This window comes from Campylobacter sp. RM12647, assembly GCF_020138135.1.
Lineage (GTDB): Bacteria > Campylobacterota > Campylobacteria > Campylobacterales > Campylobacteraceae > Campylobacter_E.
Map to the genome: position 1 here is coordinate 1 of NZ_JACGAS010000017.1, position 24,077 is coordinate 24,077.

22 protein-coding genes are annotated in these 24,077 nt (G+C 28.1%); 7 read left to right on the plus strand and 15 right to left on the minus strand.

The window, feature by feature from the left end:
* The 12 genes from AVBRAN12647_RS06830 to AVBRAN12647_RS06885 form a co-directional block, all read right to left on the minus strand.
* A partial coding sequence (locus tag AVBRAN12647_RS06830) for a molybdopterin-dependent oxidoreductase (protein ID WP_336608140.1) occupies nucleotides 1-834 on the minus strand: 834 nt, incomplete at its 3' end.
* Between the two features lie 145 nt (nucleotides 835-979).
* Entirely contained in the window at nucleotides 980-1,243 is a 264-nt protein-coding gene (locus AVBRAN12647_RS06835) for a FlhB-like flagellar biosynthesis protein (protein WP_214118364.1), read from the minus strand.
* Entirely contained in the window at nucleotides 1,240-3,162 is a 1,923-nt protein-coding gene (locus AVBRAN12647_RS06840; RefSeq protein ID WP_336609721.1) for a hypothetical protein, read from the minus strand. Before AVBRAN12647_RS06840 ends, AVBRAN12647_RS06835 begins: the two co-directional genes overlap by 4 nt.
* A complete protein-coding gene (locus tag AVBRAN12647_RS06845; protein WP_336614903.1) occupies nucleotides 3,155-4,351 on the minus strand; it encodes an MFS transporter in 1,197 nt (398 codons plus the stop codon). The genes AVBRAN12647_RS06840 and AVBRAN12647_RS06845 overlap by 8 nt, the downstream gene beginning before the upstream one ends.
* A gap of 402 nt (nucleotides 4,352-4,753) precedes the next feature.
* A complete protein-coding gene (locus AVBRAN12647_RS06850; protein ID WP_214118371.1) occupies nucleotides 4,754-5,194 on the minus strand; it encodes a copper resistance protein CopD in 441 nt (146 codons plus the stop codon).
* A gap of 124 nt (nucleotides 5,195-5,318) precedes the next feature.
* Nucleotides 5,319-7,871: a bifunctional aconitate hydratase 2/2-methylisocitrate dehydratase gene (locus AVBRAN12647_RS06855; RefSeq protein WP_214120518.1), complete on the minus strand. Its 2,553-nt coding sequence runs from the start codon at nucleotides 7,869-7,871 to the stop codon at nucleotides 5,319-5,321.
* Between the two features lie 63 nt (nucleotides 7,872-7,934).
* Nucleotides 7,935-9,785: a primosomal protein N' gene (locus AVBRAN12647_RS06860; RefSeq protein WP_336614904.1), complete on the minus strand. Its 1,851-nt coding sequence runs from the start codon at nucleotides 9,783-9,785 to the stop codon at nucleotides 7,935-7,937.
* The gene (locus AVBRAN12647_RS06865) at nucleotides 9,785-10,414 is read right to left on the minus strand and encodes a type II secretion system protein (protein ID WP_336614905.1); all 630 of its coding nucleotides are present in this window, start codon (nucleotides 10,412-10,414) and stop codon (nucleotides 9,785-9,787) included. The genes AVBRAN12647_RS06860 and AVBRAN12647_RS06865 overlap by 1 nt, the downstream gene beginning before the upstream one ends.
* 1 nt (nucleotide 10,415) lies before the next feature.
* A complete protein-coding gene (locus tag AVBRAN12647_RS06870; protein WP_336614906.1) occupies nucleotides 10,416-10,910 on the minus strand; it encodes a prepilin-type N-terminal cleavage/methylation domain-containing protein in 495 nt (164 codons plus the stop codon).
* 1 nt (nucleotide 10,911) lies between these two features.
* On the minus strand, nucleotides 10,912-11,367 hold the full coding sequence (locus AVBRAN12647_RS06875) for a type II secretion system protein (protein ID WP_214149919.1): 456 nt from the start codon (nucleotides 11,365-11,367) through the stop codon (nucleotides 10,912-10,914).
* The gene (locus AVBRAN12647_RS06880) at nucleotides 11,351-11,689 is read right to left on the minus strand and encodes a hypothetical protein (protein ID WP_336612807.1); all 339 of its coding nucleotides are present in this window, start codon (nucleotides 11,687-11,689) and stop codon (nucleotides 11,351-11,353) included. Before AVBRAN12647_RS06880 ends, AVBRAN12647_RS06875 begins: the two co-directional genes overlap by 17 nt.
* On the minus strand, nucleotides 11,673-11,906 hold the full coding sequence (locus tag AVBRAN12647_RS06885) for a hypothetical protein (protein ID WP_214118384.1): 234 nt from the start codon (nucleotides 11,904-11,906) through the stop codon (nucleotides 11,673-11,675). The genes AVBRAN12647_RS06880 and AVBRAN12647_RS06885 overlap by 17 nt, the downstream gene beginning before the upstream one ends.
* A gap of 86 nt (nucleotides 11,907-11,992) precedes the next feature.
* Here AVBRAN12647_RS06885 and uvrB point away from each other — a divergent pair, with 86 nt between their 5' ends.
* The 5 genes from uvrB to AVBRAN12647_RS06910 all read left to right on the plus strand — a co-directional run bounded on the left by uvrB (nucleotide 11,993) and on the right by AVBRAN12647_RS06910 (nucleotide 17,725).
* A complete protein-coding gene (gene uvrB / locus AVBRAN12647_RS06890) occupies nucleotides 11,993-13,960 on the plus strand; it encodes an excinuclease ABC subunit UvrB (protein WP_336614907.1) in 1,968 nt (655 codons plus the stop codon).
* Nucleotides 13,961-14,037: 77 nt separating this feature from the next.
* Nucleotides 14,038-15,138: an ABC transporter substrate-binding protein gene (locus tag AVBRAN12647_RS06895; protein WP_214120343.1), complete on the plus strand. Its 1,101-nt coding sequence runs from the start codon at nucleotides 14,038-14,040 to the stop codon at nucleotides 15,136-15,138.
* 6 nt (nucleotides 15,139-15,144) lie between these two features.
* Nucleotides 15,145-16,194, plus strand: coding sequence for a FecCD family ABC transporter permease (locus AVBRAN12647_RS06900; protein ID WP_336614908.1), 1,050 nt, complete (start codon nucleotides 15,145-15,147; stop codon nucleotides 16,192-16,194).
* Nucleotides 16,188-16,949 (plus strand): ABC transporter ATP-binding protein, encoded by a 762-nt coding sequence (locus AVBRAN12647_RS06905; RefSeq protein WP_214120341.1) that lies wholly within the window; start codon nucleotides 16,188-16,190, stop codon nucleotides 16,947-16,949. Before AVBRAN12647_RS06900 ends, AVBRAN12647_RS06905 begins: the two co-directional genes overlap by 7 nt.
* A complete protein-coding gene (locus AVBRAN12647_RS06910) occupies nucleotides 16,946-17,725 on the plus strand; it encodes an ATP-grasp domain-containing protein (RefSeq protein ID WP_239803618.1) in 780 nt (259 codons plus the stop codon). The genes AVBRAN12647_RS06905 and AVBRAN12647_RS06910 overlap by 4 nt, the downstream gene beginning before the upstream one ends.
* 11 nt (nucleotides 17,726-17,736) lie before the next feature.
* Here AVBRAN12647_RS06910 and AVBRAN12647_RS06915 read toward each other — a convergent pair whose 3' ends face one another.
* Nucleotides 17,737-18,282 carry a gamma carbonic anhydrase family protein gene (locus AVBRAN12647_RS06915; RefSeq protein ID WP_336614909.1) on the minus strand — a complete coding sequence of 182 codons (546 nt, stop codon included), beginning with the start codon at nucleotides 18,280-18,282 and terminating at the stop codon, nucleotides 17,737-17,739.
* 51 nt (nucleotides 18,283-18,333) lie between these two features.
* Here AVBRAN12647_RS06915 and AVBRAN12647_RS06920 point away from each other — a divergent pair, with 51 nt between their 5' ends.
* A complete protein-coding gene (locus tag AVBRAN12647_RS06920) occupies nucleotides 18,334-20,202 on the plus strand; it encodes a DUF1561 family protein (protein ID WP_336614910.1) in 1,869 nt (622 codons plus the stop codon).
* Between the two features lies 1 nt (nucleotide 20,203).
* Here AVBRAN12647_RS06920 and AVBRAN12647_RS06925 read toward each other — a convergent pair whose 3' ends face one another.
* Nucleotides 20,204-20,965, minus strand: a complete 762-nt coding sequence (locus AVBRAN12647_RS06925; protein ID WP_239803620.1) for a glycosyltransferase family 25 protein — start codon at nucleotides 20,963-20,965, stop codon at nucleotides 20,204-20,206.
* Nucleotides 20,962-23,463, minus strand: a complete 2,502-nt coding sequence (gene secA, locus AVBRAN12647_RS06930; protein ID WP_336614911.1) for a preprotein translocase subunit SecA — start codon at nucleotides 23,461-23,463, stop codon at nucleotides 20,962-20,964. The genes AVBRAN12647_RS06925 and secA overlap by 4 nt, the downstream gene beginning before the upstream one ends.
* 81 nt (nucleotides 23,464-23,544) lie before the next feature.
* Here secA and lolA point away from each other — a divergent pair, with 81 nt between their 5' ends.
* Entirely contained in the window at nucleotides 23,545-24,075 is a 531-nt protein-coding gene (gene lolA / locus AVBRAN12647_RS06935; protein ID WP_267523542.1) for a LolA-like outer membrane lipoprotein chaperone, read from the plus strand.
* The last annotated feature ends 2 nt before the right edge of the window (nucleotides 24,076-24,077 follow it).

A 24,077-nucleotide genomic window follows, 5' to 3' on the forward strand; every position in this document is an offset into this window, starting at 1 on the left:
GGTTGTAGGATTAATAAATACTTGTTCTGCACCTAAAAATCTCGCTGTATGATTTACCACAGGGTCTATATTTATAACTCTAATTTTACCTTCATCTTTTAATTTTTTTAGTTGTTTTAAATAGCTATAAGTTTCATGCATAGGAACTCCCCAGCCTATTTGGTTGGTATTTGCTATATCAACTGACCACATTACAACTACTTTTGAATGTTCTAATATATTTTCCCAAGAAGTTTGCTTAGCATTTGATTCATCAACACCACTAACATAAGGAGTAATTGCACGAATACAATGAGTTGAGTATGTAAGAGTGCTTGTGGTATATCCACCAGCAATTGCTAACATTCTACCAAGTAAGCTTTGTGGGTTATTTATATTTCCAACACAATACCAACCATAACTACCGCCAAAAACTGCATTAGAGCCATATTTTTCATAAACTCTTTTAAGCTCATTAGCTACTAATTCATAAGCTTTTTCCCAAGTAATCTCAACAAATTCTTCTTTACCCCTTAAGTTTTTAGGAGCTTTTTCAAATCCTTTTTCTAAAACACTTTTTCTAACGCTTGGGTTTTTAATTCTATCTGGAGCATAGGTTCTAGATAAAACTCCTTGTAATAATGTTGTAGGACACTCATCTTTTTCAAATGGTATTATGCTTTCTAATTTATTATTTTTAACAATAGGATAAAAAGCTCCAAAGTGTGTAGCACTAAATCCATCTACTGCACCTATTGGATCACCTGCTACAAAATCAACAGCACCTAAACTTGACGCACTAGCTGCTACTCCTGCTGCACCTTTTAAAAAGCTTCTACGAGATAACTTTTCCATAAATTCTCCTTTTAGTTTAAATAAAACTTAATTTTTTAAGTTATATAAAAATTATAATATTAAAATATGAAAATAAGTTAATGGAATAATTTTAAAAGCTTGATATTTATTAATTTAAATATTATTCTAAATATTTAAAAAATAATTATTTCATTTCTTTTGACATTCTATAAATGAATGAAAATACTTCTGCAACAGCCTTATACATTGCAGGTGGAATTTCTTCTCCTAATTCTAATTTGCTTAATACTTCACATAATTCTTCATCTTCTTTAATAGGAATATTATGCTCGTTAGCTAATTTTATAATTCTTTCGGCAATTTCTCCGCTACCTGTTGCCATTACTTTTGGAGCATTATTTTTATCTTTGTTATAGCCTAAGGCTAGGGCTTTTCTTATCTTACTCATACTTTTTTATTAAATCCTAAGTCTAATGTATATTCATCTTCGTATTTGCTCTCTCTTAATTTACTAATAAAGAAATTAGAAGTAATTAAACCAGCTTTTCTTAAATCCTTTTTAAAACCCCTTGCGTGATTGATTAAGATTTCTCTAAAATTATCATTTTCTATCATCATATTAATATCTAAATATTTATCTTGATTTAAACCAAGCATAATATTAATAGCTCCAAGTCTTTTAAATTTTAGCTTAATTTGTGCGTAAAATTTATCTTCGCTATCACTTTTAAAACTAATATTTGATTCATCTAAATCATCTAAAGAGTAGGGTAAATATGTATTTACTTCATTATTTGCAACTGATATTATTTGGTTTAATTCTATTTGATTTAATAGTTTTTGGCTCATATCATAGGCTACTTTATTATCTTTTGCTAAAGCTACTTTTGAAGTTTGAAGCAGTATTGATTTAGCATCGTTTGAAATGGAGTTGTTTATATGTTCTGCAGTTCTAGTTACAACCTGATTTATATCTTTTTTGGCTTGATTTAAGTGAGTTTTTAGGCTTTTTATTTCTTGAGTATTTATATAATTTTTAAAACTTTCTTCATTTTTTAAATTAGCACTTAGTAATTTTGTCAAACTTTCAATTTTATTTTGCAAACTCAAATTCTCGCTATTTAAAATAGAACTTATTGTATTGTTTTGATTGATTGCTTGTTTGATTTCTGGATTGTTTAACAACTTTAATTCTTGTTTAATATCTTGAGATTTTGTTATATCTTGTAAAGCTTTTAAATCACTTTTTATATCTTCACTTGATTTTTCTATAGGTTTTTCAGTAGCTTTTATTTTATCATCTGTGGTTTTAGAATTTAAATTATTGATTTTTTGATTTTCCTTATTTTCAAATTCTTTTGTTGTTTTTATTTCAATTTTATTAGTATCTTTAGTATAAATGTCATTATTATTTTTTAGAATTTCTTTAATATTTTCAAGTTTGCTTAAAATATTATTCTCATTATTTGAAATTTTATAATTATTTTGCACATTTGATGGGTTGTTTATGATTTCTTTTGCTAGATTTTTTATGTTTTGAATATCAGCTTTTAAACTTGCTAATTTTGGTAATATGCTTTTTACTTTATCGTTTTTAACTTCAATATTTATTAGGTTTTTTATTTCTTTATTGATTTTATCTTCTAATTTATTTGCTACTTCAATTAGTTTTAGTGGTTCGGTATTTTTTTGTAAATACGCTCTAGCGTTTTTTAATAATTCTAAAGTTTTTATAACAGGGGTAGTGGTTGATTTATTTTCTAATTTTTGATTTATAAAATTTTCTAATTTTTCAAGGGATTTTTCGGCACTCATTTGCTCTTGACCGAGTTTAAAAATCTCACTTTTTAAATCACTTGTTTTGATATTTTTCATAAATGAAATAAGCCTAAAAAAGCTTTGTGGTAAGGCTTGTTCGTTTAGATTAGCCCTTAGTTTGCTCTCTAAAAATACCCCTGAATTATTTAAAGCTTGAAATAAGGCTTTTGAATCTTGCATTTTGGTATTTAATAAATTATCAAGTTTATTTACAAATACTTCTAAATCCTTATCCTTGCTTAAAATTGCTTTTAATTCTTTAATATCTTGAGCAATATTTTTTGAAATATTTATGTTTTTTGCATTTTCGCCTAGTTGGTTTAAATCTTTACTTGATTTTATTCCATCAAGTAATTTATTTACGATTTTTTTAAGACCTAGTTCTAGTGTTTCATCTTCGCTTAAGGCCTCGTTAATTAATGAACTGCCTTCTTTTAAGGGTTCTTTAATATCTTTTGTATCTTTTACATTGGGTTTTAAATTCCCTTGTTGCTTTAGCCCTAAATCACTATTTACTAAAGAATTTAAAGTCGTATTTATATTATTCATCGTTGCCTAAATGCACAAATTGACTTGGTTTTTGCTCAAATTCTATTCTATTTACAGCGTCAATTTTTGGTTGAGTAAGAGTAAAAATAGCTAAGAAAAACAATAAAACTATATAAACTAAAATATAAGCATTAGCTCCAAAATTACTTATCATAAAGCCTAAAATTATAGGAGATAAAACTGAGCTTGATACATATGCAAACATTAGTGTTCTTCCGATTTCTAATATTTGTGAACTTTCTTTTGCTCTATCACTAGCCCTTGCAAGAGCTAGAGCATATATGCAAAAAAGCCCCATTCCAAGAAAAAAGCATAAAATAAATATAGCAATTTTGTTACTTGCTAAAAAATATAGCCCTAAACTAGCAAAAAACGCAAGTATTACGCAAGATAAAATCGCTATTTTCCTACCATAAGTATCAGAAAATTTACCTATAAATAATTGTGCTATAAATCCACCTAACATTGCAGTAAAAATTAATAAAGATATATCTTGAATATTATAATTTAATGCTAGAAAATATGTCTGAGACATAGAAAAAAATCCATTCATTAAAAAGCCACCAACAAATGCTGATATAAATGCTAGTTTTGATACATTGAAAATATTTGGGATACTGATTTTACGCCTTTCTTTAAGGATAGGTTGTTTGATTTTTAACAAATTAAGCGGTAACGAACATAATAAAATCACTATAACAGCTATTATAAATACATTATTATAATCTGGTTCAAAATATAACAATAATACTCCTATGGCAAAACCAGAGTAAAATACTATTTCATAAATTGAAAGCATTCGTGAGCGAATTTCGTTTTTTGATTTTTGATTTATCCAAGATTCAATAATTACTAATAATGTATAGTATGAAAATCCTATTGTAAATCTTAAAATAGCCCAAAAATATATTTCTTTTGTAAATATATGCAAAATTGCAGCTATAGCAAATAGTGAAGTAAAAAAACCAAAACTTCTAATATGTCCTACTTTTTGAATTAGACTATGAGAAAAAAATGTGCTAATTAATGCACCAAAATATATGCTTGAACTTACTAATCCTACATAAAATTCATCATATCCAAGATTTTTTAGCAGTATAGAATTTGAGCTTAGTAAAAAAGAATTTCCTACAAACAATAGCAAAGATGCAAATAATAATGCTCTTAAAGAGTTGATTGTTTTTATCATTTAAATATCCTTACTAATAATAAGTTTAAAATTATTACAAAAGAACTTACAAAAAAAGCAATTATATTAAAAAGCTTATTATTAATTAATATTAATACGAGTATTATAAAAAAAACATAGGCTAAAAACTTATATATATTTATAAATATTTTGTAATGTTTAATTGCTTTAAAATTCTCTTTAATGCCTTTTTTTGGTATATAAATAGGGTTTGTATTTTGTATAAAAAATCTAGGCTTACTTGCAATTTGGAATTTAGGTAATGATTTTTTAAGGCTTAAATAGCTTAGAAATGGAATTATTAAATTAGCATAAAATGCTAGTTGGATACTATAAAAAGCATCTAAACTAGCAAAGTATAAACATAAAGCTATATTAAAAAATATTAAAGATATTACTAATTTATACATAAAACATTAACTTAGCACAAAGCACAATAAGAATAGCTAGAGTTAATGCTAGTGGGTGTATTATTTTATTTAAAGGATTTGGTTTTTTGATTACGAATTTGAAAATTAAACTAATAGCTACCATTATAAAAATTAAGCTAGCAAAAGCAACTTTTAGCATAAAAATTTTCTGAAATGTAGTGTCAAAAAAGCCAATCTCGCTACCAACCCATCTACTCATCATCATACCGCCTGTAAGTATTAACAATACCACACAAATTGGCATAATTTTAATAGCTCTTTTAGTTATGCTTTCTTGAATTTGTTGTGCTAATTCTTGGCTTAGATTTTTCTTAGCACGACTAAAGATAACAACATCAAAAAACAAATAACCAACAAAAATAATCGCACAAAAAATGTGAATAATAAGTGCAAATGGATATAAACTTTCCATAAAAATCCTTTCATAATATTTTTAAATGAGATTATATTTGTCTTTTTTGTTTGTTTTATTGATTTAGCTTAATTATTATAAAAGTTTATTAATAAATTGTTCTAGGGCAAAATGCCCTAGATTATTAATCTACTTTAAAGTTTTCAATTTCATTGAAGTTTAGATATTTGTAGATATTAGCTTTTTTGCTATCGCTTATTTTATCATTTACTAATTCTAAATATTCGCTTGGGTTTGGTAAGCGACCAAGTAAAGCACAAACAGCAGCTAATTCAGCGCTACCTAAATAAACTTGAGCGCCTATACCCATTCTGTTATCAAAGTTTCTTGTGCTTGTACTAAATACAACAGCTCCATCATTTACACGAGCTTGGTTACCCATACATAAGCTACATCCTGGAACTTCAATTCTAGCACCTGCTGCACCATAAATTGAATAATATCCTTCTTTTGTTAGTTGAGCTTTATCCATTTTTGTTGGAGGTGCTACCCATAGACGAGTTTTAAGCATACCTTTACCTTTAATAACTTCTCCTAAAGCTCTATAATGTCCTATATTTGTCATACAAGAACCAACAAATACTTCATCAATATTTTGTGGGCGTTTGCTATCTGCTAATACTTCACTAAGAGTTGCTACATCATCAGGATCGTTTGGACAAGCTAGGATAGGCTCTTTTATAGTATTTAAATCTATTTCAAAAATATGCTCATAACTAGCGTCTTTATCAGCTCTTAATAATGTAGGATTATTAAGCCATTCTTGCATTCTAGCTTTTCTTCTTAAAAGTGTATTTTTATCTTCATATCCAGCTTCAATCATAGCATCAATTAAGCTTATGTTAGAATTTAAATATTCAGCTATGCTTTCTTTACTTAAATTAACACAACATGCAGCTGCACTTCTTTCAGCACTTGCGTCGCTTAATTCAAATGCTTGTTCTACTTTTAGATTTTCTAAGCCTTCAATTTCTAAAACTTTACCAGCAAAAATATTCTTTTTGCCTTTTTTCTCAACCGTTAAATAACCTTCTTTTATAGCTACATAAGGAATTGCATTTACTAAATCTCTTAATGTAACACCAGGTTGTAATTCGCCTTTAAAACGAACTAAAATACTCTCAGGCACATTAAGTGGCATAGCACCTGTTACAGCAGCAAATGCTACAAGTCCTGAACCTGCAGGAAAACTAATACCTATTGGAAATCTTGTATGTGAATCAGCTCCAGTTCCAACTTCATCAGGCATAGCAAAACGATTTAGCCAACTATGAATTACCCCATCACCTGGTTTAAGTGAAACCCCACCTCTTGAACTCATAAAATGTGGTAATGTTGTGTGTGTTGTTACATCGCTTGATTTAGGATATGCTGCTGTATGGCAAAAACTTTGTAATACAAAATCTGCATTAAATCCTAAACTAGCAAGTTCTTTAATCTCATCTCTTGTCATTGGTCCTGTTGTATCTTGACTACCAACGGTTGTAGTTTTTGGCTCTATATACATTCCAGGAACAACGCCTTCTAAACCACAAGCACGACCTAGCATTTTTTGAGCTAATGTATAACCTTTAACTTTTACTTCAGGTTGAGATGGTTTTTTAAATATTTCTTCTTTTGGCATACCTAAAACATCTCTAGCTTTAGCACATAATCCACGACCTACGATTAGCGGAATTCTTCCACCTGCACGAACTTCATCTAAAAGAGTATTTGGATTTATTTCAAAAGTTGAAACAACTTTACCATCTTTTTTAATTTGTCCGTTTGCGATATCAACAACAAATCTATCTCCCATTTCAAGATTTGTAACATCACAAACTATTGGTAAAGCACCACTATCTTGAGCGGTATTGAAAAAAATTGGAGCAATAGTTTGTCCTAAAATCACACCGCCTGTGCGTTTATTTGGAACTCCTTTTATATCTTCACCTATGTGCCATTGAACTGAATTTATTGCTGATTTACGGCTTGAGCCAGTTCCTACAACATCACCTACATAAGCTACTTGAATGCCAGATTTTTTAAGTTCTTCTATTTTTTCAATACTACCTGGTTGTCTTCTAACTAGCATTGCTTGTGCGTGTAAAGGAATATCACTTCTAGTAAATGCTTCACTTGCTGGACTTAAATCATCTGTATTTGTTTCTCCATTTACTTTAAAGCATATACATTCAATTTCAGATGCTACTTCAGGTCTTTTAATAAACCATTCTGCATTAGCCCAACTTGTTAGAACTTTGGTTGCGAATTTATTTCCTTTTTTATGTAATTCAGCAACTTTATCAAAACCATCATGAACGAAAATAATATTAGTTAAAGCATTTGCAGCAAGTTCTGCAATTTCATTGTTTTCTAAAGCTTTAAGTAATACTCTTACATTATAACCTCCAAGCATTGTGCTTAGCATTGATATTGCTTCAGATTTATTTATACAGGTGCATTTACTATTGTTAAATAGTATTTTTTCTAAGAAATCACATTTAATAAGCGCAGAATCATCAACACCAACACCAACACGATTAGCTAATAAATCTTTTAATTTTTCGCTATTTTTATCGTTGTTTTCTAAAAGCTCACATAATTGTTTTGTCTGAGCTACATTTAAAACCAATGCAGGGACATTAAGAGCAGCACGCTCTTCAACTAATTTTTGGTATTCTTCTAAAAATGCCATATTAACTCCTTTAAAATTTTTAAAAAGATTATAAATGCTTTAGATAATAAAAAAGTAGTTTTGTCAAGAAAAATGTATAGGGTCTATATCAATTGTTACTTTTTGTAACTGTTTGTAGTGTAAGGCTAGGTTACTTAGTAACATTTTTTTATTTGAACGGAGCAAAATATAATATCTATAATTATTGTTAATTTTTTCTATAGCACATTTTCCATAGCCTATTATTTCATAATCATTATCGTTTTCTTTGCTATTTTTTAAATGATTTGCCAAGTCTTCACATAAATTACTTGCTTCTATTTCGTTTTTTGATGCAATAATTAATCTTAATAGTCTTTTAAATGGTGGATAATTAGTTCTAAAAAATTTCTCATCTTCTAAAAATTCATCATAATTTTGTAAATATTTTTCAAAAAAATCTTTATTTTGAGTATTTATTAACACTTTAGCTTTTTTGCCTCTTCCTGCACGACCAGCTACTTGAATAGCAAGGGCAAGTGTATTTTCACGAGCTTTATAATCAGGATAGAATAAATATTCATCAAGTCCTAAAATAGCACAAAATGTAACATTTTTATAATCATGTCCTTTTGAGATTAGTTGAGTTCCTACTAAAATATCTATATTTCCTAATTCAAATTCTTCTAGTATTTCTTTAAGTTTAGTTGCCGAGCTTAATTCATCGCTATCTAATTTTGCAATATTTGCATTAGGTAAAGCCTTTTTTAATTCTTCGCATAATTGAGCTGTTCCTATTATTTTGCTTTCTAATATTTCGCTACCACAATTATCGCAAGTATTTTTTAAATACTCTTTTTTACCACAATAATGGCATTTATATGTTTTATTGTGTAAACTCATTGCCACAGAGCAATTAGGACAAACTTTTCTTGAATTACAATCCTTGCATACAACTTGACGATAATTACCACGCACAGGCAAAAATATCATACTTTGCTCTTTTTTATTTAAATTATCTTCTAATAAATCAAGTAAATTAGAGCTAGGTGTCTCAAGACTATCGTCAAAAAGAATTTCTTTTTCGCTTTGAAAATATGTGCCTTTTAATCTAAATTTATTTATATTTTGATTATAAAAACTTTGAAGGCTTGGTGTTGCAGAGCCTAAAACGATTTTTGCATTTGTAATACTTGCTAGATAAATTGCCAAATCTCTTGCGTTATAACATGGATATTTTGAAGATTTATACGAATTATCGTGTTCTTCATCTACGATAATTAATCCTAAATTACTAAAAGGTAAAAAAAGTGCTGACCTAGCACCAATTACTAAAGGCTTATTTCCTAATTCAAATTCTATTAAATCTTTTTGTTTTTTAGCCTTAGTAATTTTGCTATGCCAAGTAATGAATAAATCTTTAAAATATACTTTCATTCTTTTTTGCATTTGTGGAGTTAGGCTGATTTCTGGCATTAAAAACAATGCTTGTTTTCCTTCATTAAGGCATTCTTGAATTAATTTTGCATATATTTCAGTTTTTCCACTTCCTGTATCTCCAAAAACCAAATTCATTTTATTATTTTGTAAGCTATTTAGACACAAAAGTTGTTTTTCATTTAGTTGTAAATTTATATTTATATTTAAATTATTTTTAGTATTAGATATATTTTTGCTTAGTATAAAACTATCAAGACATAAAGATATATTAGCAGCGTAATATTTACTCATAAATTCTGCTAATTTCATTTGATTATCAGTTAGAAATTCATTGAAAATACTTATTATTTGTTTGGTGTTAAAAGTTGGCTTTTCACATTTATTCATAACAATTGCAAGACAATTTTTATTGTGTAATTTTACTTCAACCTTTGAAAATGGTTTAATTTCTTCATCACTTTCATAGGTTAAAGTTTCTAAATTATGTCCTAAAATCGCTACTTTATAATAATTCATCAAGAAGCTTTTTTGATACAAGGAATCATATTATTAATTGAATCAATTCTTTTACTATTACATTTATTACATACTGCTTCTACGCATATTAATTCTGATTTTATACTTCTATAAATAAATTTATAATATATATTAGAATTAAATGTGTATCTATATAGTTCCATTTTCTCATCTTTTATAAGATTACTATCTTTTTTTTCTTTATCTAAGTAATCTTGAAAATCTTTATCTGCTTGATAAGCTGAGTTATATAAATCAGTCCATGCAGAATATGTTACATTGCTTGTAGCTGTTGTTCTTGCTAAAAAAAGCCAACCTTTATTCTCATCTCCTCTATCTAAGCCATCTTTAAATAAAGATGTAAAAATTTTAGTAGGTTCAATTGGTTTTCCAGATGGATTTAAATTATCTAGATTATCATAGCTTGACACTTTCCCTACCATTACATTTTTTAGCAGTTGAGCGTTAATTTTTCCATTAATACCTTTTATTTCAGAATTTAAACTAGCTATATCAGATTTAAATTTTAAATCAAAAAAATTAGGTAAAGCTACAGCCGATAATATCCCGATAATAACTATCGCAAATATTAGTTCTATCATAGTAAAGGCTTTTTTATTTACTAGCATTTTACTCGCCTAATTTTTTACAAGGTAAAACTTTTGCACCTGGATACGAATTAAGGCATTTAAAAGTTCCTTTATTTTTATCGTATTCAAATACATAGCCATTTTTATTATTATCAGCATAATAAATAAAAGTTTCATTTACAACACTATTAGTCCAACCATCCCAACTACCTTGCTTAGACCCAAAAGTAACAGGGTTTTTTAACACTGCTGCAAAAAAACTATTGCTATTTTTCATATTATTTTGGCATGTTGTACCTTTATCACGCTTAGCGTCTAAGCATAAGCCCTCTGGGTATTTTGAAGTGCCATCTGTATAAAGGCTATTTTGCTTATATTGTTCTATGCCTGAACGAATTAAAGCTAGTGTTTCTTTTAATTTTAATATTTGTGCATCATCACGACCTGCAAATAATTTAGGAATAGCAACGCCAGCTAATATACCAATAATCACTATTACAAATATAATTTCCATCATACTCATAGCTTTTTTCATCTTATTCTCCTATTATAGAGCAATCTTCTGCTTTCCAACCGCTTAAGACCTTGCTTTTATCACACTTAAAGCTTCCATCACTTGCATCGTATTTAAAAAATACTGCTGTATTTTCTTTAGGTTTTGTAACAAATAATAAATCATCATCAGAGTTGTCCCAACCAACTGAATTTTTAGCTCTTCTATTAATTCCTTTTGCTACCTCATCAGCAAAAGCAGGAGCACCCTTACAACCACTACTGCATAATTTTGTAGGATATTCTTTGAAGCCTTTTTCTACATAAGAATTTCCAGCGTAGGCTTCAATACCTTTTCTAATAGCTTCAACTTGCTCTTTTAATTGCACTATATGTGCTGTGTCTTTATTAGCCATCATTTTAGGAATTGCAATTCCTGCTAATATTCCTATAACAGCAATAGCAAAAATCATTTCTATCATACTAAATGCTTTTTTCATCTATTTTTCCTTTATTGTTAAGAATATTTATAATATTTATTAATTCATTTGTTTGTTTTTGCAATTCTGAGTTAAGTTTTAAATTCTCTTCTTTAAGTTGTGAATTTTCTTCTTGTATTTTTTCAAATTCTTGCACTAATTGAAAGTGTGAGTAACTTTTTTTAAGATATAAATTAATAAATTGTGGTATTTCTATATTTTTTGTAGGGTTTTTTAGCTTATTTATATCATCATTTAAATAAGCTAAAAATTCTTTAGATGGAACATTAAAATTATAGCCCCTAGCTCCTAAGGTTATCGTAAATTTAGTTGTTGTTTCCAAGCACTTGCTCTATTGCTTTTAAGGTTTCTTCTTCAATTAGATTTTTATTTAATAACTCTTCTTCTAATTTACTAATTTCATATGATTGTGCTTCACATTTAGCTTTTGCTTGAGTTAATTCATTCATAAGTCTTTCGTTTTCGCTTACTAAATATTTATATTTTTCCATTAATTCTACTATTTTATTACTTAGTGTGCTTGTTATGTTATCGCTCATTTTGTTTATCCTTAATCAAATTTTAAAGCTGTGATTTTAATTATTTATAGTTAATATAATAATAAAAATTATTTTTTAGGATTAAAATGTTTGAGTTAATTAGTAATTATAAACCATCACCTGACCAAGCACAAGCAATAGAAAAAATTGTAAATAGTGTAAAAAACGGACAAAAATATCAAACTCTTTTAGGAGTTACAGGCTCGGGTAAAACCTTTACAATGGCAAATGTGATAAATAAACTTAAAATGCCTACTTTAATAATGAGCCATAACAAATCACTTTGTGCGCAATTATATAGCGAATTTAAAGGCTTTTTTGCGAATAATCATGTGGAGTATTTCATAAGCTATTATGATTATTATCAACCCGAAGCTTATATTCCTAGAACTGATACATTTATAGAAAAAGATAGCTCGGTTAATAATGATTTAGAAAGGCTTCGTTTAAGTTCAACTGCTTCGCTTTTAGCATACGATGATTGCGTTTGTATTGCAAGTGTAAGTGCTAATTATGGATTAGGAAATCCTGCTGAATATATTGATATGGTAGAGTTTTTTGAAGTAGGCAAATGTTATAAACAAAAAGAATTATTACTTCATTTAGTAGCTATGGGATATAGTAGAAATGATGCGTTTTTTGATAGGGGGAATTTCCGTGTAAATGGAGATATTATAGATATTTATCCAGCTTATTATGAAGATGATGCAATTCGCTTAGAATTTTTTGATGATGAATTAGAAAAAATTTATACTTTTAATACTTTTGATAATAAAAAAATAAAAGATTTAAATAAATTTACACTTTATGCTGCAAATCAATTTATAGTTGCTACTCCAACGCTTAAAAGAGCTTGTAAAGATATTAAAAATGAGCTTGATGAAAGATTAGAATACTTTAAAAAACAAGGCAAATTATTAGAAGCACAACGCTTAGAACAGCGAGTTGAATTTGATTTAGAAATGCTAGAAACTACAGGAATGACTAAAGGAATAGAAAATTATTCAAGACATTTAAGTGGGCTTAATGCAGGAGAAACTCCTTATACTTTATTTGATTATTTTAAAATAAAACAAAAGCCATTTTTAGTAATTGTAGATGAAAGCCATGTTAGTTTGCCACAATTTAGGGGAATGTTTGCAGGAGATAGAGCTAGAAAGGAAGTGCTAGTTGAATACGGCTTTAGATTGCCAAGTGCTTTAGATAATAGACCATTACAATTTGATGAATTTATTAATAAAGATTGCTTTTTTTTATTTGTGAGTGCAACCCCTGCTGAATTAGAGCTTGAGCTTAGCGGTGAGTGTGTTTATCAGCAAATTATGCGTCCAACAGGACTGCTTGACCCTGAAATTAGCATAATTGATAGCGAAAACCAAATAGAGCATTTATATGATGAGATTAAAAAGGTGATTGCAAGAAATGAGCGTGTATTAATCACAACACTTACAAAAAAAATGGCAGAAGAATTGCAAAGATACTACACAGAATTAGGGATAAAATGTAAATATATGCATTCTGATATTGATGCAATTGAGCGAAATGAATTAATAATTGGTCTTAGAAATGCAGATTTTGATGTGCTAATTGGAATTAACTTGCTTCGTGAAGGACTTGACTTACCTGAAGTTAGTCTTATAGCTATTTTAGACGCTGATAAGGAAGGCTTTTTACGCTCAACTACGAGTTTAATTCAAACAATGGGAAGAGCAGCTAGAAATGTCAATGGAAAAGTAATTTTATATGCTAAAAAAATCACAAAATCAATGCAAGAAGCAATAGATATTACGAGTGAGCGAAGAAGCTTGCAACAAGCTTATAATAAATTGCACAAAATTACTCCAAGAAGTGTTGAGCGAAAATTAGAAAAGACTTTAAAACAAAACGAAGATAATGTTTCTATAAAAAAATCAAAAATAGAAAAAATGCCAGCAAATGAGCGGGCTAAATTAGTAAATGAATTAAGAGAAAAAATGCACCTAGCAGCAAAAGAGCTTGATTTTGAACAAGCAGCATTTTATAGAGATGAGATTAAAAAACTAAGAAGTATTTAAAATTTTAAAATTAATAATTATTATTAATATTTTTTATTTAAAATATTAGTTCTTATTATCATTATTAAGGAGAACTAATGTTTAAAGGCTTATTAAAAAGCTTAGTTGTGGCGAGTGTTTTATGTGTTGGTGCTAATGCTAAAGTGGAAGTAATTAAAGATGTTTTAGATAGAGAAGTTAAGGTTGATTTACCTGCTAAAAGAATAGTTCTTGGATTTTACTATACTGACTTTTTAGCAGTAGGTGGTAAGGACGCTTTAAAAAATGTAGTAGGATTTTCTAAGGAAGTTTGGACTGGTTGGACTCCTGCTAGCTGGGACGCTTATATTAAAGTCTTGCCGGAGTTAAATAATATAGCTGATGTTGGAGAAGTTGAGCTAAGTACATTTTCAGTTGAAAAGGTATTATCTTTAAAACCTGATTTATTAGTATTAGCTGATTGGCAATATGAGATGATAAAAGACCAGCTTGAACCAATTAATAAAGCAAATATTCCTATTGTAATACTTGATTACAACCGCGAAAGTGTTGAAAGACACATAAGAAGCACCGAAGTTATAGGAAAAATTACAAACAACGAAGCAAGAGCAAATGAGCTTATAAGTTTTTATAAAGGCATAATTGATGATGTGCAAGAAAGAATTAAAAAAGCAAATCTTAAAAAGCCAAAAATTTATATAGAATTTGGAAATCTTGGTCCAAAAGAGCATAGTTATACTTTTGGTAAAGATATGTGGGGTGCTTTAATTGACCTTGCAGGTGGGGATAATATAGCAGCACCACTTGTAGAAAAATGGATGCCAATTCATCCTGAAGAAGTTTTAGCAAGTAAGCCTGATGTAATAATAATTGCTGGTCGTGAAACTGAACTTAAGAAAAATCCAGAAGCTATGGTAATGGGTATTGGAATTAATGAAGAAGAAGCAAATAAAAGGCTAAATGGTTTTAAAACTAGAGCAGGTTGGGATAGTTTGCCAGCTATAAAAGATAATAGACTTTTTGCAGTATATCAAGGAGCTAGTAGAACACTAGTTGATGCTTCTATGGTACAATTTATTGCTAAAGCTTTATATCCTGATTTATTCAAAGATATAGACCCTATTAAAACTTATATTGATTATCACAAAAAATATCTTCCGATAATTCCAACAGGTTCTTTTGGTATCCAAGCTAAGTGATAAAAGATGAATTTAAGTAAAGAAATAATCGCTCATAGAAAATATGAGCGAAAAAAAATTGTAATTATTGTATTTTTTATATTTTTGGGTATTTTGGGTTTTGTGTGTGATATAGCTGTAGGTCCATCTATGATAAGTCCTATTGAAGTTGTAAAATCAATTTTAAAAGCGTTTTTTATTGATATTGAAGTTGATAATACATCTTATATAATCACACATTCATTAAGATTACCTATGGCTGTTATGGCTTTAGTTGTGGGTGCTGCTTTAGGTTATGGTGGAGCATTAATTCAAACTTTACTTAACAATCCTATGGCAAGTCCATATACTTTAGGACTAGCTGCTGCGGCTGGTTTTGGAGCTTCACTTGTGATTGCATTTGGATTTGCAGGAATTAGTCTTTATTTTGCTGTTCCACTTGGTGCATTTACTATGACTATGGTTTGTTCTAGTGTTTTGTTTTTGTTTGCAAAATCAAGAGCTTTTAGTTCTGAAATGTTAATTTTAGTAGGTATTGCGCTTTTATTTTTATTTCAATCATTGTTATCTTTAGTGCAATACATAAGTGCTCCTGAAATTTCTCAACAAATTGTTTTTTGGCTTTTTGGCTCACTTCAAAAATCAAATTGGACTAATGTAATTATAGTTGGAGCGGTTACAATTATTTGTGTTATTTTACTTATAAAGGATAGTTGGGCGTTGTGTGCTTTTAGATTAGGTGAAAATAGGGCTGAAGTTTTGGGTGTTAATTTATCTTATCTTAGATTTAAAGCATTGCTAATTGTATCAATTATGAGTGCAACGGCTATTTCTTTTGTAGGAGTTATTGGATTTATTGGGCTTGTATCTCCTTATATAGCTAGAATGCTTGTAGGAGAAGACCAAAGATTTTATATGCTTACATCTATGTTAATTGGTGCTGTATTTTTAAGTTTTTCTTCTGTGATTTCAAAGATTATAGTAATAGGGACTTTATTTCCTATTGGAATTGTTACTTCTTTTGTTGGAGTGCCATTTTTCTTTTTTATAGTATATAGTAGGAGAAGGGTATGCTAATCTTAAAAGATGTAAATGTTAAAAGAGCTAATAATTTAATATTAGATAAAATCAATTTAGAATTTGAAAATGGAAAAATATATGCAATAATAGGTGCAAATGGTGCTGGTAAAAGTTCGCTTTTAGATGCAATTTTTGGCAGAGTAAAAGCAGATGGAAAAATTAGTTTAGATGATTTTATTTTAAATAAAAAAACTTATAAATCTTGGCAAAACAATATTGCTTATATGTTGCAAGATTTTAATTCTAATGCAAATCTTAGTGCTTTAGAAGTAGTTTTGCTTGGAAAATTAAAAAAATTAGGGCTTTTTATAAAAGATGAAGAATTAGAATTTGCATTGAATATAATGAAGGGTTTAAATATTAATCATTTAGCTAATAAAAATATAAACGCACTTTCAGGCGGACAAAGGCAGATGATAAGTTTTGCTCAAGTGTTAGCAAAAGAGCCAAAAGTATTATTACTTGATGAGCCTGTGAGTGCTTTAGATTTGCATTATCAATGCTTATTGCTTGAAGCTTTAAAGGAGCAAACCTATACTAAAAACTTAATTAGTATTGTTGTTTTGCACGATTTAAATTTAGCTTCAAGGTTTTGCGATGAGCTTATAGTTTTACATAAAAATTTAGTTTATCAAAAAGGTTTAGCAAATGATATTATCACAAAACAAATGTTAAAAGATTTATATGATGTAAATGTAAATGTTTTAGCTGATGAAAATAAGCCTTTAATATCACTTTTAGGAACAAAATGAAAATTTATATAGCAATGCAAGATATTTATAAAGAGGGCTCTATAGGTCTTAGAATACTTAAAAATGAGTTTTTGAGCTTGGGTTTTGAGTGTGAGTTTTTTGTGTGGCAAGAGTATGAGAATTTAAAAGATTGTGTTATTTTGCCACTTGGTGTTTGGGATTATTCTCTTAAAGTAGATGAGTTTTTGAGATTTTTAGATTTTTGTGAGCTAAATAATATTATTTTGATAAATAATACAAAATTAATTAGAAAAAACTTAGATAAATCATATTTACTAGATATAAAAGACGCTGTAAAATCTAATATTGTAGATATTAAAGATATAAAATTAAAGCCAAATCAAATCATAAAACCCTTAATAGGTCAAAGCGGAAATGGTGTAGCAAGGTTTAATGATGATATTAATTTACAATTTTATAAAGATAAAGCCTTAATTCAAGAATACATTAATCACGATAGCGAAGCTTGTTTGGTATTTTTTGAAGGGGCATATCAATATAGTATTTTAAGAACTAAAAATAATGATTTTAGAGCAAACTATAATTATGGTGTAAAAATAGATGATTTTAATCCAAGTGATGAACTTATATCTTTAGCTAGCAAATATATTCCAAAAGATAGCTTTTATGCAAGGTGTGATATATTTTTGGCTGATAGGTTTTATATAAATGAAATTGAATGTATTGAACCTGCTTTATATTTTGATAAAAAGCCAGAGTTTGCAAGTATTTTTGCAAATAAAATGAAAAAATATTTAAATTCCTTAAAAATTTAAGGAATTTGATTTTAAGAATTTTCTAGATATTTTTTACTAACTTCTGCATATTCTAAAGCTTGGTTTTTAATATCTTTTATTTCTTCATTGCTTAATTCTCTAACAACTTTTGCAGGACTTCCTTGAATTAATGAATTTGGTGGAAAAACTTTATTTTTAGTTACTAATGAATTTGCACCTATTATTGAGTTTTCATTAATAACTGCTCCATCCATAATCACACTTCCCATTCCTACTAATACATTAGAATTTATCGTGCAAGCGTGGATTATAGAGTTATGTCCAATGGTTACAAAATCCTTTATTATACAAGGTGTTTTAGGGCTAATCTCAACTCCTAGTTCATCATATAAAGCTCTTGCTACATGAATTGTAGAATTATCTTGGATATTTGTGTATTTTCCTATTTTTATATTAGCTACATCTGCACGAATAACTGCATTAAACCATATTGATGAATATTCATCAATTGTAGTATCTCCAATGATTTTAGCTCCATTTGCTACAAAAACTGATTTATTTAAATTAGGATAAAAACTATCGTATTTAACTAACATTTGCTTTCCTTAATAATAATTTTTATTATATAATATAAAAAAGGAGAAAATATGAAGAAAATATTAGTTGTATTTTTATTAAATATAATACTTTTTGCTGATTCTATTACTCAACATAAGGCTGATAAAATTCAAGATTCAAGACTATTTATTCAATCACACGATGGAAAATTATTTTGTCTTAGCCCTAAGTTAGCTGATGGAAGATTGCTAGTAGGTATGCAAGATTGCAAGAACTCAAGTATCACAAGATATGATGTATATAAAAGACTTGCTTTTAGATATAATGATAGCTGGGTTTGTGCGTCGCTTGGGGATAGAATGAAAAATGGCAAGATGGGGAGTGATTATGTAGAACTTCGCCCTTGTGTATTAAACGATAAATCTCAATGGTTTGATATTAATAACGATGCTTTTAGCTTAAAAGCATTTTCAAATATGAAAATTACAGAAAAAAACTTTTTATTAGTGGCTACTAAAAATAATTTTGGTAATAAAATAAAAATTTTTGAAGGTGTTATGAAAGAATGGCTTGAAGCTATTGCGCCACCTGTAAATTATGCTTTAAAAACACCAATATATTTTTATGTAGAAAATAGAACAAGTGGAGTTAGAACTAAGTATTATTTGGGTAAAAATAATGCAAATAAAAATAATCCAACTAATTTTTATTATGATTTTAGTTCAGGTAAAATTGCTTTATATAACAATGGTAATTTTGAATGTTTAAAGACCAATTTATCTAATTTAAATGCTAGTTATTTAAGATTTGAGAAATGTAATTTTGAAGATAGAGAGAATGATTTTTATTGGAATTTAAATCTATTTGATGGTTCTTTTATAGTGGATAATAAAAATAATATTTTAGAAGTTGCAAGGGGTAGTGATTTAGGAAGATTATTTGTTGTTACAAAAGATTATTATAAAATTAATCTTGCGGGAAGTTCTTTAAAGAATACTCAATTTTTCTTTGATAGTAGTGTGTATGATTTATGGAATTTTAATTATAGAAATGCGGGATTTAATTCGCACAAATGTGGAAATGAAAGAAGAGTAAAAAGAGATTTAAATTTCTTTAACTTAGCTAATTTTAATGTTTTAGATGATAATTGGATAAGAAGACTTTATGCAATAACAAGAACAAGTGATAGTAGCAATGATGCTAGTGGAATTTGTGGAATTTGTATGCTACAAACTTTTGAAATAGTATCTTTATTAACTCAAGTATATCCATATAATCCTGAACTAGAAAATAATAATCAAGGTTATTTATTTGATTATAGTGAGCATAGAAGTCCTTTTATATCTTTTCAAAGAAGAAATCCAGCATTATATAATCTAATGCAAGGAGCTTTTAACTTTTGGGGAAATGAGTTGGTATTCGGAGAGCCAATTTATCATAGAGGAGTTAGGGCGATTTGGGCTTTAACTAGAAATATATTGCCAAGATTTGATTGGAGTTTAAGTTCAGTTTATACTGGAGATGATATTGGTAGAGAATTAATAAGACTTACCCGCTCTCCTGCTGGTTCTTTATATATAGCTTTAGTAAGCCTTAGCAATGGTAGAGCTCACGCTATTCCTATAGTTATTACAAATCACGGGGTTGTGGTAATTCCAACAAATAATGAAAATATAAGCGAAGCAGAATATTTAGAATTAGTAAGACCTGCTAATAATTTAAGAAGTTTAGAGCTTTCTGTTACGGCAAATGGAAGATATCAAATAGAGGCATTAACTTTAATTGGTTTAGTTGGAAATAGAGATAATGTATTAGGAGAATACTTAAATCAGTTTGATTGCACTGGAGATGGTAGTTTTAGAAGGGGTAATGGTAATTTCTTAAATCCAAATAATGCAAATACTTGCAATAATGGAAGATGTGAATTAATGGAAATTGATTTTATGTTTAGCAATTAAGCTAAACATAATCTCTTGGCTTTTTTAAAGACGGGATAAAATATATAATTTTTTGTTTGATTGTTTTGATAATTTTGCCAAATTTAGAACGTCTTTTCAAATTAGCATTTTCATTTATTGAGCTTTGAAAATTAATATCTACATTAATTAATATCGGATACACAGCATAAGTATTAAATAATAATGTATTAGATGTGTAATGATCTGCGGCCATATATATTTTTTTTGTTTCGTTGAATAATTTTTCAGCTCCTTTTTTTGTTATATAATATCCATGAGTTCCGTTGCCTCTTCCAATTATCTTTCTTATATTCCAGTTTTTTATTTTATGATTAAATTTTAAAGAATAAGGTGTATTGATAATATAACCATCATCTCTATATTGTTGCCAATAATGTCCTAATAATATTAAATCAGTATTTTTTGGAAATTCATTTTTATATTTTAAAAATTCTAATAAATTTTCATCAAATATTGCATCATCTTCTAAAATAATTGCGTCTTCTAGATTTTGTTCTATAATTTTTTGATAACATAATCTATGGCTCATAGCACAGCCTATTTCGCCTAAATTTAATGGTTTTCTAAGATATTTTAATTGAATTTCAACTGAAGCTACGTTGTTTTTTATTTCATCTTCACTCAACGCTTTGCCATATACAGCTTTAATTATTTCATAATTAAGCCCTAAGCTTTCGCAAAGGGCTGTTATTTTTTGTCTTTTTTCTATATCTTGCTCAAGATTAATTATAAAGAATTTCAAGCAAATACGCCTTTTTGTGGCCCGCTTTTGCCACAACAATCTTTATATTTCTTACCACTACCACAAGCACAAGGTTCATTTCTTGATTGCTTTTTGATAGGTTTTTCAATTTCTTGAATTTCTTCATTAGTTTCAGGCATTCTTAGTTGAATTATTAGTAATACTTTTATACTTTCACTTTTAATTCTTTCAACTAGCTCCATAAATAAATTATAACTTTCTCTTTTATATTCTACTAATGGGTCTTTTTGATTATATCCACGAAGACCAATACCTGTTTTTAAAATATCCATTTGATACAAATGCTCTCTCCAAGCACCATCTAAAACTTGTAGATATAATAATTTTTCAATTCTTTCCTTTTCACTATCAGGAACTATGCTAAATTTAACTTTTAACATAGTAGTTATTGCATCAATAATAACACTTCTGCTTTCTTCTGTGTTTAAAGTTTTTAATAATTCTAAATCTAGATCTAAATTAATTTCATTTTTGAATAATTCTACTAAATTTTCAGCACTTAAATCATTTAAGTTATGAATTAAATAATCCACATATTCAGCTATGTTTTGCTCAACTTTTGTCTCAATATCATAATTTGTATCTAGCAATTCATTTCTATATTTATATATAGTTTTTCTTTGTTCGTTTGCTACATCATCATATTCAAGTATATGTTTTCTACTTTCAAAATGAAGATTTTCTACCTTTTTTTGAGCACTTGCTACTGCACGAGTTACAAGTGAGCTTTCTATGCTTTCACCTTCAGCGATTTTTAATCTAGTAAAAATTGCTTTTAGCTTATCTCCACCAAAAATTCTTAATAAATTATCTTCAAGACTTAAATAAAATCTACTAACACCAGGATCACCTTGTCTTCCAGCACGACCACGCAATTGATTGTCAATTCTACGGCTTTCGTGTCTTTCAGTTCCTATTATATATAAGCCACCTAATTCTCTAATTTCATCAGTAATTTTTATATCAACACCACGACCAGCCATATTAGTTGCAATAGTAACTGCTCCTTTTTTACCTGCATCTTTAATAATTTCTGCTTCGTGAGCGTGATTTTTAGCATTTAATACATTGTGAGCTATTTTTGCCTTTTTTAAATACTCGTGTAAAAGCTCGCTTTTTTCAATACTTGCAGTTCCAACTAATACAGGTTGTCCTTTTGCGTTAGCTTTTTTTATTTCATCAACTACGGCTTTAAATTTCTCATCTTGAGTTTTATAAATTAAATCATCTAAATCTTTTCTAATTACAGGCACATTAGTCGGGATTGTAATTACATCAAGGTTGTATATTTGAGAAAACTCAGTTGCTTCAGTTTGAGCTGTTCCTGTCATACCAGCAAGTTTTTCATACATTCTAAAGTAATTTTGGTAGGTAATATCTGCTAAAGTTTGACTTTCTTCTTGGATTTTAACCCCTTCTTTAGCTTCAAGTGCTTGATGTAAACCTTCGCTAAAGCGTCTTCCTTCGCTAATACGACCTGTGAATTCATCTACAATCATTACTTCGCCATCTTTAACAACATAATGAGTATCTTTTAAAAATAAATTATTAGCCTTTAAAGCTTGGTCTAATTGATGAGCTAAAATAGCATTATCAAGACTATATAAATTATCAACTCCAAATAGTTTTTCTGCTTTTGAAATTCCTTGCTCTGTAATTAAAATAGTTCTATTTTTCTCATCTGCTATAAAATCTCCACTAGGTTTTTCTTTAGGATCATCTGGTGCAACTCCGCGAACCATTTGCTTAGCTACTTCATTAGCTCTTATATAGCCATCTAATGTTCTATTGGTTGGCCCTGAAATTATTAATGGAGTTCTAGCTTCATCTATTAAAATACTATCAACTTCATCAACTATTACAAAATAATGTCCCCTTTGAACTTTATCTTCAGCATCAAAGCACATATTATCTCTTAAATAATCAAAACCAAATTCACTATTAGTCCCATAAACAATATCACACGCATAAACAGCTTTTCTATTTCTATGGTCGTTTCCTACTAAAATACCAACACTAAAACCAAGAAAATTATATATAGCACTCATCTCATTAGCATCTCTTGCTGCTAGATAATCATTTGTTGTTACTACATGAACGCCTTTTTTTGTCATTGCGTTTAATACCACAGGTAAGGTTGCTACTAAGGTTTTTCCTTCCCCTGTTTTCATTTCTGCTATGCTTTTATCATTTAAAACCATACCGCCTATTAATTGCACATCATAATGTCTCATTCCAAGCGTTCTTTTGCTAACTTCTCTTACTATTGCAAATACATCTTCTAAAACTAAATCTAAATTATTATTGTCTTCAAGCACTTTATTTTGTAGGTTTTGAAATTCGCTTTTAATTTCTTCATCATTTAATTTTTGATATTTTTCTTCTAAAGAATTTATTTTTAATACTCTTTTTTTGTAGGCTTTAAGAAGTCTATCGTTACGAGTTCCAAATATACATTTTGCTATATTTTTAAACATTTAAATTTACCTCTTGGTTTTGATTTTTGAATATAATTATATTTGTTAAAATAAATAAAAGGATATTTAAAAGGTATTTAAATGATTATTAAAAAAATCTTTTTGCTTTGTATTTGTGGAATTTTTGCTTTTGCATTTAAAATTGATAATATAAATTACAATAGTTTTGAAGCTGATTTTATTCAAAAAGTAGTTGATTTGAGTAATAAAACTTTAATATATGAAGGTAAATTTTATTATCAAAATGAAAAAAGTTTATGGCAATACTTAAACCCTGATGAAAAAAAAGTTTATATTACTAAAAATGAAGTTGTAATAATTGATGATGACTTAGAACAAGTAATTATTAGTAAAGAACAAATTGATTTAACAAATATTTTAAAAAATGTTTCTTTATATGAAAAAAAAGAAGATTTTGTAATCTATAAAGCTAAGTATGATAATATAATTTATTATGTAAAAGTGCTTAATAATCTTTTAACAAATATAAGTTATAAAGATGAATTAGATAATCAAGTAAGCATAGATTTTATAAATTCAAAAATTAATTTAAAAATAAATGATGATATTTTTAAATATAGTATTCCAAAAAATTATGATGTAATAAGGTGAGG

Coding starts and splice junctions, on each gene's coding strand:
- AVBRAN12647_RS06850 (WP_214118371.1), bottom strand. CDS start 5,194: ATGGAAAGTTTATATCCATTTGCACTTATTATTCACATTTTTTGTGCG.
- AVBRAN12647_RS06895 (WP_214120343.1), top strand. CDS start 14,038: ATGTTTAAAGGCTTATTAAAAAGCTTAGTTGTGGCGAGTGTTTTATGT.
- AVBRAN12647_RS06885 (WP_214118384.1), bottom strand. CDS start 11,906: ATGAGCGATAACATAACAAGCACACTAAGTAATAAAATAGTAGAATTA.
- AVBRAN12647_RS06840 (WP_336609721.1), bottom strand. CDS start 3,162: ATGAATAATATAAATACGACTTTAAATTCTTTAGTAAATAGTGATTTA.
- AVBRAN12647_RS06845 (WP_336614903.1), bottom strand. CDS start 4,351: ATGATAAAAACAATCAACTCTTTAAGAGCATTATTATTTGCATCTTTG.
- AVBRAN12647_RS06915 (WP_336614909.1), bottom strand. CDS start 18,282: ATGTTAGTTAAATACGATAGTTTTTATCCTAATTTAAATAAATCAGTT.
- AVBRAN12647_RS06870 (WP_336614906.1), bottom strand. CDS start 10,910: ATGAAAAAAGCTATGAGTATGATGGAAATTATATTTGTAATAGTGATT.
- secA (WP_336614911.1), bottom strand. CDS start 23,463: ATGTTTAAAAATATAGCAAAATGTATATTTGGAACTCGTAACGATAGA.
- uvrB (WP_336614907.1), top strand. CDS start 11,993: ATGTTTGAGTTAATTAGTAATTATAAACCATCACCTGACCAAGCACAA.
- AVBRAN12647_RS06905 (WP_214120341.1), top strand. CDS start 16,188: ATGCTAATCTTAAAAGATGTAAATGTTAAAAGAGCTAATAATTTAATA.
- AVBRAN12647_RS06910 (WP_239803618.1), top strand. CDS start 16,946: ATGAAAATTTATATAGCAATGCAAGATATTTATAAAGAGGGCTCTATA.
- lolA (WP_267523542.1), top strand. CDS start 23,545: ATGATTATTAAAAAAATCTTTTTGCTTTGTATTTGTGGAATTTTTGCT.
- AVBRAN12647_RS06865 (WP_336614905.1), bottom strand. CDS start 10,414: ATGCTAGTAAATAAAAAAGCCTTTACTATGATAGAACTAATATTTGCG.
- AVBRAN12647_RS06875 (WP_214149919.1), bottom strand. CDS start 11,367: ATGAAAAAAGCATTTAGTATGATAGAAATGATTTTTGCTATTGCTGTT.
- AVBRAN12647_RS06860 (WP_336614904.1), bottom strand. CDS start 9,785: ATGAATTATTATAAAGTAGCGATTTTAGGACATAATTTAGAAACTTTA.
- AVBRAN12647_RS06900 (WP_336614908.1), top strand. CDS start 15,145: ATGAATTTAAGTAAAGAAATAATCGCTCATAGAAAATATGAGCGAAAA.
- AVBRAN12647_RS06920 (WP_336614910.1), top strand. CDS start 18,334: ATGAAGAAAATATTAGTTGTATTTTTATTAAATATAATACTTTTTGCT.
- AVBRAN12647_RS06855 (WP_214120518.1), bottom strand. CDS start 7,871: ATGGCATTTTTAGAAGAATACCAAAAATTAGTTGAAGAGCGTGCTGCT.
- AVBRAN12647_RS06835 (WP_214118364.1), bottom strand. CDS start 1,243: ATGAGTAAGATAAGAAAAGCCCTAGCCTTAGGCTATAACAAAGATAAA.